11 protein-coding genes are annotated in these 15,237 nt (G+C 69.1%); 6 read left to right on the top strand and 5 right to left on the bottom strand.

Annotated elements, in window-relative coordinates; all coding sequences use genetic code 11:
- Nucleotides 1-20: 20 nt before the first annotated feature.
- The 3 genes from ACSU53_RS30455 to tpg form a co-directional block, all read right to left on the bottom strand.
- A complete protein-coding gene (locus ACSU53_RS30455) occupies nucleotides 21-617 on the bottom strand; it encodes a helix-turn-helix domain-containing protein (protein WP_437033531.1) in 597 nt (198 codons plus the stop codon).
- Nucleotides 618-1,006: 389 nt separating this feature from the next.
- Complete coding sequence (locus ACSU53_RS30460; protein ID WP_437033532.1) at nucleotides 1,007-1,747, bottom strand: DUF6193 family natural product biosynthesis protein; 741 nt, start codon at nucleotides 1,745-1,747, stop codon at nucleotides 1,007-1,009.
- Between the two features lie 149 nt (nucleotides 1,748-1,896).
- Nucleotides 1,897-2,466 (bottom strand): telomere-protecting terminal protein Tpg, encoded by a 570-nt coding sequence (gene tpg, locus ACSU53_RS30465; protein WP_437033533.1) that lies wholly within the window; start codon nucleotides 2,464-2,466, stop codon nucleotides 1,897-1,899.
- A gap of 69 nt (nucleotides 2,467-2,535) precedes the next feature.
- On the opposite strand from tpg, the gene ACSU53_RS30470 reads away from it, so the two are divergent.
- Nucleotides 2,536-3,603 carry a TniQ family protein gene (locus ACSU53_RS30470; RefSeq protein ID WP_437033534.1) on the top strand — a complete coding sequence of 356 codons (1,068 nt, stop codon included), beginning with the start codon at nucleotides 2,536-2,538 and terminating at the stop codon, nucleotides 3,601-3,603.
- Nucleotides 3,604-3,635: 32 nt separating this feature from the next.
- On the opposite strand, the gene tap is transcribed toward ACSU53_RS30470, so the two are convergent.
- Nucleotides 3,636-5,690 (bottom strand): telomere-associated protein Tap, encoded by a 2,055-nt coding sequence (tap, locus tag ACSU53_RS30475; RefSeq protein WP_437033535.1) that lies wholly within the window; start codon nucleotides 5,688-5,690, stop codon nucleotides 3,636-3,638.
- Nucleotides 5,691-5,997: 307 nt separating this feature from the next.
- On the opposite strand from tap, the gene ACSU53_RS30480 reads away from it, so the two are divergent.
- The 5 genes from ACSU53_RS30480 to ACSU53_RS30500 all read left to right on the top strand — a co-directional run bounded on the left by ACSU53_RS30480 (nucleotide 5,998) and on the right by ACSU53_RS30500 (nucleotide 12,469).
- Complete coding sequence (locus tag ACSU53_RS30480; protein ID WP_437033536.1) at nucleotides 5,998-6,756, top strand: TnsA-like heteromeric transposase endonuclease subunit; 759 nt, start codon at nucleotides 5,998-6,000, stop codon at nucleotides 6,754-6,756.
- Nucleotides 6,753-9,125 (top strand): hypothetical protein, encoded by a 2,373-nt coding sequence (locus ACSU53_RS30485; RefSeq protein WP_437033537.1) that lies wholly within the window; start codon nucleotides 6,753-6,755, stop codon nucleotides 9,123-9,125. Before ACSU53_RS30480 ends, ACSU53_RS30485 begins: the two co-directional genes overlap by 4 nt.
- Nucleotides 9,122-10,186: an AAA family ATPase gene (locus ACSU53_RS30490; RefSeq protein ID WP_437023960.1), complete on the top strand. Its 1,065-nt coding sequence runs from the start codon at nucleotides 9,122-9,124 to the stop codon at nucleotides 10,184-10,186. The genes ACSU53_RS30485 and ACSU53_RS30490 overlap by 4 nt, the downstream gene beginning before the upstream one ends.
- Nucleotides 10,187-10,267: 81 nt before the next feature.
- Complete coding sequence (locus tag ACSU53_RS30495) at nucleotides 10,268-10,726, top strand: hypothetical protein (RefSeq protein WP_437023961.1); 459 nt, start codon at nucleotides 10,268-10,270, stop codon at nucleotides 10,724-10,726.
- Nucleotides 10,727-10,963: 237 nt separating this feature from the next.
- On the top strand, nucleotides 10,964-12,469 hold the full coding sequence (locus ACSU53_RS30500) for a hypothetical protein (protein WP_437023963.1): 1,506 nt from the start codon (nucleotides 10,964-10,966) through the stop codon (nucleotides 12,467-12,469).
- 565 nt (nucleotides 12,470-13,034) lie between these two features.
- Here ACSU53_RS30500 and ACSU53_RS30505 read toward each other — a convergent pair.
- On the bottom strand, nucleotides 13,035-15,237 hold a 2,203-nt coding region (locus tag ACSU53_RS30505), incomplete at its 5' end, for a hypothetical protein (RefSeq protein WP_437033538.1).

Consider the following 15,237-nt stretch of genomic DNA (forward strand, 5'->3'; position numbering starts at 1 on the left):
TCCTTGTCCGGGCCTGGCGTTCAGTTGGCGGTACGGGTAGTGACGTAGGCGATCGCCCCGCCGGAGTCGGAGGGCAGGCGGGAACCCAGCAGCAACTCGGCAAGGTGTTGATCACCATCCCTGCCGGAGGTGAGGGTGATGCGGGGTGCGGCCAGGTCGGTGATATAGCCGGCCAGGCGAGCCTGGGAGAAGGTGTGGCGGCCGGTTGAGTCTTTTTCCCATGCCTGCAGGCCGGTCAGGACGGCGACGACGTAGCCCGACAGGGTCACGGGGAGTACTCCCCCAGCCGCGACGCTTACCGGGTCGCAGCGCCACCAGCCGCGCAGGGCCTTGAGCAGGTCGTCGGGGGTGAGGGTGGCGGCGAAGCCGATCCATCGCCGGTCGGGCTCGGGGGCCGGGCGGGCTGCGTCGACCCGCAACACAGCGATCTCCGTGACGTCCAGTTGTTCCAGCGGGGCGCGACGGCGGGTGGCGAGGGCTTGGACCGCGTCCAGGGGGATCATGACGCGTACGCCACGGCGGGACAGGCCTGGCAGCAGGCCGGCATGCACGAGGCGGCGGAAGGTGGTGATCGCACAGCCGAGTTCGTCTGCCGCCTGCCCGGTCGTCAGCAGCATGCCAGCCTCCCTTCTACAAGCGGACTCTGTTATCTGATCGGGGACTCAATCTAGTATGGCAGCTGAAAGAGCGTCAAAGGCGGCAGAAACGCGACGGTCGACGTCCCACAGCACCGCGTCCGCCTTCCGCCCCGAGTCCCGTGCTGGCAAGCAGCGCGTGAGGGCGACCGAGGTCAACCACGCGCCCCGCCCCGGGCTCTGAGCCGAAGCACGGTAGTTGTCACCAGCAGGACCGGCTGAAGTGGTGAATGGGGACGGTCGAGGCAGCCTGGTTGTCACCAACGAGGCATTCGACCTGTCACAAGTGCTTGTTCGGCAGCCTTTCTGTCACCAGTGCCGGGGCGATGCGGGCGGTGGTTGCACCCACACGGCCCCTCTGTCGGGCAAGGTCATCCGCCAAGCGTGACCGGGCCGAGGCCGGACGGCATATGGTGCACGGCCACCGCCACGGCCTCGTGCGCTGTGGCGAACAGGCCAAGGTCCGGCGTGATGAACCCTGTCCCCACCCCGTACATGCCGTCGCTGCCCGCGGTCAGGCACGGTCCGACGACGGTCAGGTGCGGGCGGGTGCTGGTCGAGAAGCGCAACGCCCAGTGGCTCGTGAACGGGTAGAGGGCACGAAGCGCCGGCTCGGCGTGCGCCGCCTCAATCAGGGCTTGGTACGTCTTCTGCCAGACGTAGTCCAGCCCGCTCGCCTCCACGCGCATGCTCTGCCACTCAGATTCCACCAGTCGCGCGGAATCGAGATCGGGCACCTCGAACCGGCCAGTCAGGTGCACGAAGGGTGCCGCCTGGCGAATGCCGTTCAACGGCTCACCGTCGTGCCAGGCCCGGGCGGCCCTGGCGACCTCCGCCAGGTCGTCCGTCCTGCCATCAATGAGGGACAGGGTCTGGAACGGTTCCGTGCCGCGGATCGACCACCGCCGCTCGTGCGACCATGCGCTGATCTGCAGCGGCTCGCGGTTCGGCAGCATGCTTGTGACGGTCGCGTGAAGCAGCGGATCAGAGTCCGAGGACGTGACGGGAACACCGGCGAGGCAGCCTTCCGCCTCGGCCCGGAGCGCCGCGGCGAGGCTGCCGCAGGCCGCGACATCGGGGTACAGGACTGCGGGATCAGGAGGGGTGGGCACGGCTCCTGATTGTGCCCGAGGCGCTGACTTCCCGGATGGGCGGGCCCAGCGACCCGCAGCTTCGCCGGTGACAGCAAGCCTGCCTATGTGACAACTACCGTACTTCGGCTCACGGGCTCATTGCAGGGAGCGGGAGGAGCGGATCGATCTCAGTAGTAGAACTCCAGGAAGTCGATGCGGTCGAGGCTCACGCTCTCCCTGAGGTGTGCGGGCCGGCCGCGGTGGAAGTAGCACGTGCTGAGTGCGTCGTTGAGGATGGCTTGCAGTTCTGATTCCGGTGCTCCGATGCGCCGGGCGGTGAACAGGAGTTCCGGAAAGGGGGCGTCCAGGTGCAGGCTCAAAAAGCGCAGGCGTGGGTCGTCACTTGATCCGACTGTTGCGGTGAATCCCAGCCATGCGCGGAAGCTGAGTGTCATCCGGCCGCCGTTGGCGAGGAGGGTGGCGTGGGCGCGGCGGCGGACGCGAGGCTGCCATATCCGGACGACTTCGCGTTCCACTGCGTTATGCAGGTCGTCTTCCGCTACCTGCTGAGCGTCGAGCAGAGCGTCCAGGTGGGAGGGTGTCGTCTGGAGCCGACGGGCAAGGGCGGCAGGCTCGTAGTGCTTGAGGAGGTAGGTGAGCCGGACCCGCATGGAACGGGGCGGGTTGCGGGTCCAGTGCCGGGAGTCGGCCCGGTCGAGTGCTTCCTGGACGGTGTCGGCGCTCAGCCTCAGAGGCACGGCGGGCAGCTTTCGTGGTGGGTGGCTTGTTTGTGTGGCGCCGGCGGCGGGGGTTGTGACGATCACTGCATGAGGATCGAAGAGCCGCTCCCGCGGTTGCCGGGACGTGTGGTGATGGTGCGCGGCGAGACGATCGCGTCGTATCTGTGGCGGCTCGCGGTGCGCAATGGGATGGCCTTCGAGGAGCTGGCTCAGTACATCGGTGCGCCGAGGACCATCCGGGCGGTTGATCCGGGTGCTGAGGAGGTGCGTCTGGGGCCTGCGGCGCGTCAGCGTCTGGCGGAGGTCAGTGGACGGCCCTTGCCGCATCTGGAACGGGCGCTGGTGTCGCTCGGCGACAGCGGCATTGGTCCGCGGGCCCGCCACCAGGTGAAGGTGGAAGCCTGGCCGGAGAACTGGATGCCGGTGCAGGCCTGTGCGTTGTGCGCGGCTGGGCTCGGTGAGCGTCCGGTGTGGCGGGTGGGCGGTGGGCAGTGGCCGGTGTGTGTGCGGCACGGACGGTGGACGGCTGTAGGCCGGGGGCAGTTCCAGGTCGGCCTCGAGCGGTTGCCAGAGGTGGTGGAGGCGCACGTGCGGCGGGTGGGTCTGGAGCGTCGTACAGGTCTGTACGCGCGGGCTCTGCTGGCGGATGCGCAGCAGGTGGCGGTGTATTGGTGGCAGTGCCGTCAGATGGCCTGGCGTGGGGTGTGGCGGGCGCGGCAGGAGGTTTTGGGGGTGGATCGTTCGGCGCTGTGGGCTGTTCCCTTGGTGGTGTATCCGGAGGTGGTCATCGTGGCGGAGGCGATGGCCGTGCGGGAGCGGCAGCGGGCGGTGGGGCGCAGTTTCGCGGGCGGTCCTGCGGGGTGGTCGACGGGGCGGTGGGTGCAGTGGGTGGGTGAACGGCTGGGGATGGGTGAGGAGATGGCCGCCGGGGGGCATCGGGGGTTGGAGGCGTGGCTGATGTCGCACCGCAATACGGTGCCGGTCGTCGAGCGTCTGGCGCGGCAGGATGCGCGGGCGCATCCCCGGAGTGTGCCGCTGGCGTTGCTGGAGCCGCATCGTGTGGTTCCGGTGCATGGTCCGCTGGAGGAGGCGTCGTGTCTTCCGTGGCGTCTGGGAGCGCGGATGACGAGCATGCCGTGGCGGCCGACGCAGTAGGTGTGGGGCAGGTGGCATCGGCGTGGGAGGGGTCAGGCGTCGGGGTGGGCTTTGATGTAGCGGGCGGGGTTGAGGCCTTGGGTGTGCTGGTGCTGGTACCAGGCCATGGTCTGAACGCCTTCTTCTTTGACGAAGCCGGGGTTGACGCCCAGGCACAGCAGTCCCTTGATGCCGGTCTGGTCGGGGCCGGTGGGGACGACGTCGAGGGCGGTCGGCTGGTGGGCGGGGTAGATGACGCAGTCCGAGAGGACGGCAAGCGGGCTGCGGCCGGTCTCGGTGAGCATCCTGCGCATTTTGCGGTGCAGGCTGACGCGGGTGCGTGAGATGACGGCGGCACGGATGTCGGGGCGCCAGGTGGGCTGGTTGAGTGCGGGCCAGCGTGTGTAGGGGGCGGCGGGGGCACGGGGGCCTTCGCGGAGTTTGCCGAGGCCGCCTTTTCCTGTGGCTTTGATCGCTGCGAGCAGGGCGAGCAGGGCGGGGTCTGCCGTCGAGAGTCTTTTCATGGCGGCCAGGTAGTCGGCCTGGGGGATGTCCTTGTGTACGCCGAGGTCGGCCATGGTGGCGAGGTAGGCGTCTCTCAGTCGCGTGTACCAGGGGTCCAGATATGAGCCGTGATCGTCGCGGACGTAGGCCTCGATAGGCCGGACCTCGATGTTGAGTTCCTTGGCGTAGGCGAGGGTGACGGTCGTGTACCAGGCGGGTTTGGTCGGGGGTTGACCGGTGGCGGTGAAAGGCGAGGGCAGCCGCGGGTCGTGCGGGGCGTGGCTGAGGTCGCAGTACCAGGCGCCGGGAGTTTTCTCGTCGAAGGCGGGCGTCGTGACATGGCGGGGCGGGGCATTGCGTCCGACGGACAGCCTGGAGGCGGCGACGATAAAGGCCATGTTGGTGTCGAGTCCGACGACGTGCGGGAAGTCGGCTGTCTCCTGCTGGTCGGGCGGGCGGCTCCAGTCCCAGGCTTCCTCCTCCATGGCCTGCTCCGGCGGGCGGCCTTTAGCCAGGGGGTGGGCGTCGGGGGCTTCTGGGGGCGCTGGCTCGAACGGCTTGTGCAGGGCGCCGGGGTTGGGCCCGGACACCCATTTGAGGGTGGCCGGGTCGTAGGTCGCTTTGGTGGGTGGCCGCAGGGCCGTCATCAGTCTGACGCCGCAGACCGCGGTGGAGCCGCTGGGGGTCAAGAGCCGGGCCGCGTAGGTGCCCAGCAGCCGTGCCAGGTCTGACGGCGGCAGTGGTGGGAGGTTCCACCCATCCTGAGACAGGGCTCCCCAGGCCATGACGGCGACGTGTACCGAGGCGCGCCTGTTGTTCACGACCGGCCGGTAGATCCCGGCCCACGGGCCGAAGCCGCGGCGGGTGAGGAGAAAGCCTGCCTGCCCCAGCTGCGTCAGGACGGGATGGCCGGCAGGAAGGCACAGGGCGGTTCGGTCCTCCAGGTGGGCGGGCAGGTGCAGTGCGGCACTCGCTGCGGGGGTCAGGACGATAAGCGGGTCACTGTCCTTGCCGTGGGGGGACAGCCGTTCCTGGTGCAGACCGCTGCGCAGCGTCCACTCCAGCAGGCCGACAAGGTCGTCCGCGTCCAGGGGCAGGCGGGTGCCGTTGGTGAAGTGGGCGACCAGGAAGATGTCGTGGTCGATAACGGCCAGCGGCCCGGTGGGCGTGACGGGTGGTTCGCTAGCCACTGGCGGGCGTGGTGGTGCTTCGGCGGATGCGGGGAAGAGCGCTGGCTGCTGCGGACCGACGGGCAACGTGGGTGCTGTGGGCCGTGCGGGCCGTGCGGGTGATGCGGTGCTCTCGCCGGGGACGAGCTTGTCGTCCCGTTTCGGTTTCTCCATGTGCTTAAGGCCCTTGAGAAGCCGCGCGTAAGCCGTGCGACGAACACCGATCGGTTCCCGATTCCCGGCCTCCCATGCCTCGATGTCCTGAGCCTGGCAGACGAGGGTGTCCGCTACCTGTGCAGGGGACAGGCCCGCGGCCTCGCGCAGCCGGGTCCGTTCGCAGGCCGGTGGCAGGGGGCTGCGCCGTGCTGCCAGGTCGGCGAGGAGCCCGTCCACGCGGGCGTGGAGATCGGAGGTGTCGGGGTGGTCTTCTCGCACGCAGCCGAATCTGGCAGGCCGACGGCGTGCGGCGTCGGCATCCGGTCATCGTGGATCTTGTGTCGGCAGGTGCGGCCCGGGACAGGACGGATAAGCGGCTGGCGTGGGACCGTCCAGGTCAGCGGTCTGCAGGGAGAGGTGAGGGTGGTCATGGTCTCGCCCTGCGGGGCGTCACGCCGGCCGTCGGCGGGACGGTCGGCAGCTTTGAGGATGACGGTATTTGACCCTTGGCCATCTCCCCCCGCACTAAAGTCAACTCGCCGTGCAATATGAGGATTTGCAGAGGCCGGACAGATGCGGGAGCACGATGGCTGAGGCATTGATGGCGGTCCACCGCCTTGAGGACGGCAGCAGGAGCATCACGGTCCCCGTCGCCCAGGCAGGCTCTGTTCCGCTCACCCGCCGGGGCGAGGTGTGGCGTCCGGCCCGGCATCCCTCTCAGCGCAGCATAGCTACCTGGTGGTGGGCCGCCACGACCGGCAAGCATGTGGGCTGCCGGTCCATGAACGTGCTGGCGGTGGCCATGCTGCTGGATTTCAGCCCGTCGGTGACGGAGTTCACCGCTTGGTCCGCGAAGATCAAGTGGCGTGCGCGGGGCCGGGAGCGCAGCGTCGTGCCGGACTTCTTCGTGCGCACGGATCAGGGGGCGACGCTGGTCGTTGCCTGCCCTCCGGCGAGCGGGCCGAGTCCGCGGTGGCAGCGTCAGCAGCAGGTGTTGCGCCAGGCTTGTCAGGAGGCGGGCTGGGAGCTGGGGATGCCGCGGATTCCGGGACCTATGGCGCTGGCGAACCTGCGGTGGGTATCGCATTACCGGCACCCGCGGTGGGGCGACCGGGAGGTCGAGCAGGCTCTGAAGGCCGCGTTCCGGACTCCCTGCGAGCTGGAGGAGGGGGTACGGGCGACGGGGCTGCCGCGACTGTCGACGCTGCCGCGCCTGTATCACCTGCTGTGGCGGCAGGAGCTGGGCATGGAGTGGAACAAGGCCATGGGCCCGAGCAGTGTGATCAGATTGTCGGGCCGGATGCCGTCGGCGATGAGGCAGCCCCTTGAGGGGAAGACAGCGTGAGCGTGGTGCCGGAGAGCCAGCCCCCGGCCGCTGGCCTGGCGCCGCGCGGCATTCTGGCGCCCGGCGACCAGGTGCGCTGGATGGGCAGCCACTATGGCGTCTCGGCCCTGTCGGGTACGACGGCGCATCTGGAGCCTGCCTCAGGTGGGGCGGCCTCTGCGGTGTCGGTGCCGATTCAGTTCCTGGCCGCAGCCGGGGACTTCGCCGTGCTCGACCGGTCGGGCCGGCCGGTGTCGGCGGAGCCGCTGCCGAACTGGTCCATGCTGGAGGGGGTCAGTGCCGAGTGCGCCCATGAAGCACGGATGTGGCGGCGGCACGTCATCGAGGTCGACACCGGTCTGCTGCCGGAGGTCCCCGAGGGCAGCAGACCGCGGGAAGGTTATGACCCGGAGCTGTTCACGCTGGTCGAGCGCTATGAACGCAAGGCTGCCGAGCTGCAGGCCGTGCTGGGTTGGAAGGTGTCGTGGAAGACGGTCCAGCGCAAGCGGCTGGCCTTTCTTCGCGAGGACATCTGGGGGCTCATCGATAAGCGGCGTACCCGCCAGACAACGGTGAACGGGCGCACCGATGCTCGGGTGGTGGACCTGCTGCTGGCGCTGCAGGAACGCCAGGCGAAAGAAGAAGCCGCCACCGACGCCCGCACGCTGTTCAAGAACCTGCGGCGCACGGCACGGGCCAGGCTGGGCCCCGGCGTGAAGGTGCCGGCCGACCCCACGCTGTACGCGCTGTTGAAGCGGCTGGGGATCGACGCGCTTCAGCTGCGGGATCCCACCCGGCGCCGCAAGGACCGTCTCAACCGTCCGGCCCCGCCGTTCGCTGTGACCACCGCCACCGCGCCGGGCGAGCTCGTGCAGATCGACTCCACCGCGCTGGATGTCAAAGTGCTGGGCGATGACGGACGGCCCACCCAGGTGGAACTCACGGCAGCCATCGACGTTTTCACGCGCAGCATCATCGCAGCCGTGCTACGGCCCAAGACTGCGGGCCGGCGCAAGACCCGGCAACAGACGAGGGCGCTGCTGAGCACCGGCACGAGCAAGGGGCGGGCCACCAAGGCAGTGGACGCCTCACTGCTGCTGGCGCTGTGCATGGTGCCGGCCCCGATGCGGCCTGGCTTCGACGGGGCCGCGTCCGCGGCCCGTTCGGATCTGCCGTATGAGGAACTGCTGGAGGTCGACGCGCGGATGGAGCACGCAGCGGCCCGGCCGGTCATCATGCCGGAGACGATCGTGATCGACCACGGCACGGTCTTCACCGGGCAAACCTTCTTCGACGCCTGCTCCTACCTCGGCATCTCTGTGCGTCCGGCGCGCAAGCGCACCCCGACCGACAAGGCGATCGTCGAGCGGACCTTTGCGTCGATCAAGTCGCTGTTCAGCCAGCACGTCAACTCCTACACCGGGCGGGACTTCAGCCGCCGCGGGAAGGAGATCGATCCGGACCGGCTGTGGACGCTGCAGGAGCTGGACAATCTGCTGCAGGAGTGGATCGCGGTCGGCTGGCAGGCGCGGCCGCATGAGGAGCTGCGCAGCCCTTACGAGCCGAACCTGCCGCCGTTGACTCCGAACCAGATGTACGCAGCGGGCGTGCAGGCGGCTGGCTACCTACCGATCCCGCTGGGCTTTGCGGACTACCTCCAGCTGCTGCCCACCGCCTGGGTCGGGGTGCGCGATGACGGCATCCGGTTCAAGAACCGCACCTACGACAACTTCAAAGGGGAACTCGAGGAGGTCCGCAACACGCCGTCGGGGCTCAAGGGCAAGAAGCGTGACGGGTGGGAGCTGCGCTACAACCCTTACACGCCCGAGCAGGTGTGGCTGCGCGACCACCGCTCCGGCGAGTGGATCACTGCCGTCTTCAAGCACCAGCACCTGATCGGCGCCCCGTGGACACAGCACCTGTGGGACTCGGCCACCGCGGAGTGCGTGGCGCGCGGCGGCCGCCACACGCAGGACGAAGCCATCGCGCAGGTCCTGGCCGACCTGCTGGAGCGGGCGGGACAGGGTCCGGACGACCCGGGTGTGGTGAGCGTGCCCGACGGCTACGCGCCCGTGCCGGGGCTGGATGGCGGGTGGGAGCCGTCCGGTGACGGCGTTTTCGACCCGTTCGCCGACGCGGAGGCGCTGGACCTGGACGCGCTGGGACCCTTGACGGTGCTGGAGCTGGACGAGCCGAGCCTGTATTCCCCCGCGGAAGAAGAGATCGCGCCCAGGCCCGCCCACGGACCGGACGCTCCCGGCGGCGCGGACACCGAAGTGTCCTCGCTCCTGGCGGATCTGGGTGACCTGGACGACAGCCTCGACAGCGTGGCGCGTCACCTGCTGGACCTGCCCGCCGAAACCGACCCCCCGCAGGAGGACAGGACATGACGCAGCCACCGGTCATCGAGGAGACCGAAGACGATGACATCCGTCTACTCATCGACTCCCCCGCCCCCACGCCGGTGTTCACCGCGCCCCGGCCGGTATGGCTGAACACCCTGAGCAACTGGCGCACCTTCGCCGCCCTGGACCGCACCCGGCCCGACCTGGCCGACAGCCCGCCGCCCGGCACGGAAGTCGCCGACAACGACCTGCGGCTGCGCTATCACGCCCTGATGCCGACCGTGGTCACCCCCGCCATCGGCCGGGCCCTGGTCGTCGTCCACGAGCATCTGCTGGCCAACCGGGAACGCATCCACGGCAAGACCGGTGTCATCATCGACGGCCCCCGCGGCACCGGCAAGACCGAGATCCTGCAGTACATCGGCCGCCACTACGAGAACAAGATCGCCCGCCTGTATGAGCCGGACGAGAACCGCATCCCGGTGATCGCGCTGCGGGTGCCTCCCCTGGCCCGCGGCGGACGGCGGAACTGGCCGGCAGCTTTCGCCTCCTTCCTCGGCCTCAAGCACGACGGCGGCAGCGACCCCACCCGCTCCATCTGCCATGTGATGCGCAACAGCTCCACCTTGCTGGTCCTCATCGACGGCATCGAGCAGCTGCGGGCCGGCGCGGACGCCGAGGAGTCATTCGCCTACCTGGAAGAGATCAGTGAAAGCACCGGTGCCACCTTCCTCTTCGCCGGACGGGCCGCCCGTTCCATCATCGATCCCCTGACCCGGGACCGGGAAACCGCTCTGGCCGACAACGAGGAGATCTGGGGCGACTACGCCGCCCTGCGCACCAGCCGGATCGGCTACGACACGGACGGCCACAAACTGTTCACGAAGATCGTCCGCAAGTTCGACAAGAACCTGTGCCTGCACCACCACCAGCCGGACGACCTGACCAACCTGCACGAATACCTGCACCGCCGCACCAAGGGCTACCTGCGGGCCCTGTCCCAGCTCGTCAGCCAGGGCGCCCAGAAAGCGATCTGGAACAAGCAGGAGCGCATCACCGAGGAGCTGCTGGATTCCCTGGCCATCGGCCGCAGCCGCACTATCTGACATCGCTTGCAGCCGCCCGGGCAGGCACAACACTCAGGCACGGACTCTGGTGACAGTTCACCGAGCAAGGGAAGAACAGGCGTGGAGCACGACTTCCTCGAGGAGAACGAGAAATTCGAAGAGGAGGAGGACGAGGGTACGGCGAGGGTGAGTGTCAGAGCCCCGCTGGGCACCCGTCTCGCCCTGAAAAGTGTCCTGGAGCAGCACCAGGTGTGGGCACAGCGGCTACAGGCCCACTACAAGGCGCGTCTGAAGAGCCTCAGCCCGGCGCAGCGGGACCACCTTCTGGTCGAGCAGCACCGGGGACTGCACACGCTGCGCAGACAGGGCGAGCTCCTGGACACCCGGGATGCACCGCGGATTGCTGACGCTGAACTCCCCTGTGTACAGGGCACGCTGCAGGTGCTGAAAACAGGTTCGCACCCGGGATCGTTTCTTCGGGAGCACGCGCCAGCGTGCCAGTGGCTCGATATAGCCGCGGTCGGCAATGGCACTGGGCAGGATGCAAGGGACGATTGCGGCCGCTCGGAGCCGCACTGAAATGGATGTGTGTGCCGCTGTGGGTCCTGCCGTTGCAAGTCCGGCGGCCGCCCTCGTGAGCGTTCCCTGACTGTGTCGGCACTGTCTGGTGTCTGCAAGATCTGTTGCTGGAGGTCCGTCGTCATGGCAAGCGCGCTCGTCGCCCCGATCCGATTCCGTCGTACATCCGACCCTGACAGTGAGGCTGGCGCTGACAGTCCACCACCGCCGCCAGGGGAGTTCACGCAGCGTGCGGCTGTGCTGGTCCGGGTACCCGGCCAGGAGGAGGCAGTAGCCCGTGAGCAGTGGGAACGGCGCGGTTTGCTGTTCTCACGAGTGGGTGATGCCCCGCAGGAGAATGGGGCGGCGCTGTTTCGGGTGGAGGTACGCCTGCTGGGAAGCCGCTGGGGCGCCCTGAGCGAGGCGGAGCGGCGTGTCATGACAGCTCTGACGGGCCGGGTGACGGCGCGCCTCGGCGACGCCACGCTCCTGGAACCCGACGACGTGCCGACGGCGGCCAGCACCTGGCACGTATACCGGAAGGTGGACTGGGGAGATCGCTGGTGGCAGACACGAGCGGCAAGACTGTGGGAGCAGATGGGAGGAGCAGACGTGCACCGGCGGGTGCGCCTGGACGGCCCGGGCACGCAGGAGGAGGCGCTGGCGGCGCTTCACCTGCAATCTGACCTGGGGGACGGCCCCTTCGGTGAGGACTACGGCGTGCGGCCCGGAATCGCTTCCGCCCATGCCTTACGGCCGCAGGACCCTGCTCCCTGGTACACCCGCGTCCTGGGGCTGCCCGTCTTGGCGGCGTGGGCCGCCGTCGTGGTCTTCGGCTGGGTACTGGCGGGACTCGGTGCGTGGTGGCAGGTCGTATTGGCGCCGCTGCTTCTGGCAGTGGCGTGGTGGACGGGTCCGTGGATCGCTGACGGGGAACGGCACCGCAGGGCGGTCGTCTGGCTGTGTGGGCTGGCTTTGGTCGGCGGTGCAGGCTTGTGCGGGTATGCGGCACGGGTGCTGTCCACGGTGGTGCCGGACGTCAATCTTCTGGGGCCGATGGGGCTCTTGATGGGCGGGCTACTGGTACTGCCCGGGTGCGTCTATGCGCTGCGCCAGAGCTGGTTCTCCCGTAACGCCGCCACGCTGCTGCCCGTTGTCGTTTTGCCGCTGGTGTGGGTGGTGCCCTGGATGGGACGGCTGGCTCAGGGTCTCTACCTGAGTGTGAGCCTGGGCATCCCGCTCTCAGCCGCCAACACCGACCTGCTGTGGACATATCTGGCCGGCGTGAAACCCGCTGCGTGGTGCATCGGTGCCGCCTTGTGCGGACTGGCTGCGCTGGGCTGGGCCCGCCACTTCTACTGGATCACCGGCTCGAGGGCGTACTGCATCGCCTCCGTAGGCGCGCTCACCGCGCTGATGATGCTGGTGGCCTTGATAGGCGGCCTGTCCTCTGCCAGCACAGCCGCCAAGCGCACTGCCGCACAGGCCGCAGCCGGACACGACCTCGCTCCCTTCTTCGGGATCACCGCCCGGCGGGTTTGTGTCATCCCGCTCGACGCGACGAAGACGGCCGTGCAGCCGGGCCCTTTGCCCACCGGCCACCCGGTCGTCGCGTTCGGCGCCACCGGAGACGAGACCTGGCTGTGGGATCCCCAACGCGCCCGAGGCACCGATAACCTCGCGGACAAAGCGCTGCGCGTGCGGACCGACCAGATCACCACCCGGCCCGCAGCCCAGGAAGCCCACACCTGCCCTGCAGCCTAGCTCCCCACGACGCTGCTGCCGGGCCAGTCCGAGTCGGACGGGACCACTGAGCGATGATGATCGGCATGGATGAACAGTGGGCCGCAGTGGTGGGCGTGGCGACCGGCGGGGTATTGGCCGGTGTGCCAGCGCTGCTGAGCGCCTGGTGGAGCCGCCAGAGCCAGCGGGAGCAGACTCAGTCCCAGCAGGTCGTTTTGGGCGCCCACGCACGCAGGCCCCAGCGCGGGTTCTCTCCCCTCCCTTGCCAGCCCGTGCCCGCCCGTCTCTCCCCCTCTCCGGACGGGGCGGCAAGGGGAGGGGGCCGGGTGCAGGTGCTGGGCGGCTCCGTCCGCGGCGGCCGCAACCTGGGCGTGGCGACACTACGGGCGCTGGTCTGGGTGGCGCCGCGGGACAGGCGCGGTCCCGCAGACGCAGGCTGTTGGGATGGGTCAGAGGGTGGGCGCCAGCCGGACCTGCGGTGCCTTGACGATGGTGATCGTTCAGGGGGCGGTCCCGGTCCTCTCGCGGCGTGCGGGCGGCCTGGACATGCAGCTCGAGTTGAGGACTGCCGCGGCGGGCCGGGCGTCTACTCCATCTCGTCCGTCTTGCGCCAGTCGCTGTCCTCACTGGGCAGCCGGCAGTCCAGTACGTGCGCTGCGGCCAGCAGTGTGCCGTCATCGGTTAGTTGGCGTACCTGCTCGTGTTGGTCGCGGCGGACATCGTCGATGGCGTGGTTGGTCGCGGGGCAGCTGCGTTTCTTGGTGTTCCAGCGGGTGCAGTTGAAGTAGCCGACCAGGAGCAGGCCGGCGGTGTCGGGTTCGCTGAGGTAGGCGCGCAGCTGAGTGCGGGCGGTGGTGGGCAGTTCGGGGTTCCAGCATCCCTTGGCCTCGATGATGACTCTGAGGGTGTACTGGCCGGTGTCGGCGGGCGCGGGGGCTTCGATCTGTATGTCGGTGCGCAGGCCGGGCAGGCCGTCGCGTCGTACCTGGACTTCCCGGTTGACGACGACGCGGTGGCCGCCGATGTCGCGGCGCAGGAAGGAGGCGACGGCATCGCTGAGGTCGTCTTCCCAGCAGGGCCAGCACTGGGTAGTGGAGTTGAAGCGGTGCTGGTCGCGGTTCCAGAGGGTGACGGCCGTTCCGTTGTAGCCCTGCAGGTCTTCCTCCAGGGCGTCCAGGGATTCACGTACCAGGTCGAGGAGTTGGCGTGCGTCGCGGACGAGACGTGCCTGGCGGTCGGTGGCGAGCCGGATCAGCTGTTCTGGTTCGAGGGGCCGGACGCTGTGGTCTGCTGCCGTGCGGGCGGTGTCGCGGGCGAGCATGCGCAGTTGCCACACCTGCGGATACGCCTGAGCGAGTCGGTGCAGGGCGGTTGCCGCCTGGTGGGTACCGCAGGAGGCGAGGCTGAGCGGCAGGTGGCGCAGCAGGTCGACGAGGCGGTCTTCTTCCTGGATGAAGCCGCTGCGCAGGGGCCGTTGCAGGCGTTCGACGCCGATATTTTCCAGCAGGAGGGTGTAGAGGTCGGCAAGTGCGTCTTCGTCGAGGTGGTCGAAGGGCCAGTTGTCGGACCCGGTCGTCAGGCCGGCCAGCAGGTCGCCGTACTCCTTGAGGACTGCGGGGTCGCCCAGGCCGCGGCGCAGGGCGGGCCAGTGCTCAGGAAGGATGTCGTGGCGTAGCAGCGTGCGGGCGGCGAACAGCCATCGTTGCCGTGGGGGCGATCCGGCCTCGTGCTGGCTCGGGTCGGTGTCCAGGGCGTGTATCAGGTGGCCGAGGGCGTCGGGGTCGTCGGCTGTGTCGAGTTCGCCAATTACAGCCTGCCACTGCTCGGGGCTGCGGTCGCGGTGCAGAGCCCAGGTGTGCAGGAGGGGTCTGAGCCCCAGGGAGGGGTCTTGTCCCAGGGCGCCGGCCAGGTCGCGGAGGGTCTGTTCTGAGGCGTGGTCGAGGGCGTCCAGTAGCAGCGGCGGCAGCTGGTTTTCGGCGCGGGGAACGCACAGCTGGAGCCAGGTGTGCTGGAGGTCGCGTTCGTCGTCGCTGTAGACGGTGTTGGAGGCGAGGGCGATGGCCCAGCCGGCCCAGTGCGCCGGGTCGGCGTGTAGCGCTTGCGGGTTGTCGACGAGGGCGAAGGCGGTGAGTTCTGCAGTCGGCGGGCGGGTGGTTGTGCTTGGCTGGAAGTGGGGGGCGGTCAGCGGGGGTAGTTCGGTCAGGAGGTGGATGGCCGCCTCGTCAAGGCGTCGGGCGGGGCCGGTGCCGGCGGCGGGGCGTGAGGGCGCCTGGGCGGCGAGGGTGAGTATGCCGGTCGATTGCCGCGCTGGCGGTGCGCCGTCCGGTGTGCGTCGCAGGCAGCGCAGGAGTTGGTTCCATGCGGTCAGGACGCCGGGGCCGCGGGCGGCGCGGACCTCGTCGAGGGCCGTGTTCAAGGCGGCCGGGTCGAAGCGGCGTTGCTGCCGTTGCGCTTCGGCGTGTGCAGCGCGTTCTTGCTGGTCGTGCCGGTAGGTGTCCCAGAAGTCGGTAGCGGCGGCGAGCCTGGGGTGGGCTCGGCGCAAGGCTTCGGCACGTGCCGTGGTCTCGGGGTCTTCGGGAGGCGCGAAGCGGACGGCGTGCTGGGCGCGGTCCGGGCTGATGGCAGTCAGCTGGTCCCAGTGCTCCATCCAGTACAGCAGGTCCGTGGAGGGTAGGAAGGAGCCGCCGGGGATGGCGGCCAGCAGAAGGTAGAAGAGGTCGTCGTTGCCGTGTTGGAGGAGATGGCAGGCGAGCAGGCGGCGGGTACGGGCACAGCCGTCCAGCACCCGG

The organism is Streptomyces sp. enrichment culture, from assembly GCF_964273255.1.
Classification (GTDB): Bacteria; Actinomycetota; Actinomycetes; order Streptomycetales; family Streptomycetaceae; genus Streptomyces.

Coding starts and splice junctions, on each gene's coding strand:
- ACSU53_RS30455 (WP_437033531.1), bottom strand. CDS start 617: ATGCTGCTGACGACCGGGCAGGCGGCAGACGAACTCGGCTGTGCGATC.
- ACSU53_RS30470 (WP_437033534.1), top strand. CDS start 2,536: ATGAGGATCGAAGAGCCGCTCCCGCGGTTGCCGGGACGTGTGGTGATG.
- ACSU53_RS30480 (WP_437033536.1), top strand. CDS start 5,998: ATGGCTGAGGCATTGATGGCGGTCCACCGCCTTGAGGACGGCAGCAGG.
- ACSU53_RS30490 (WP_437023960.1), top strand. CDS start 9,122: ATGACGCAGCCACCGGTCATCGAGGAGACCGAAGACGATGACATCCGT.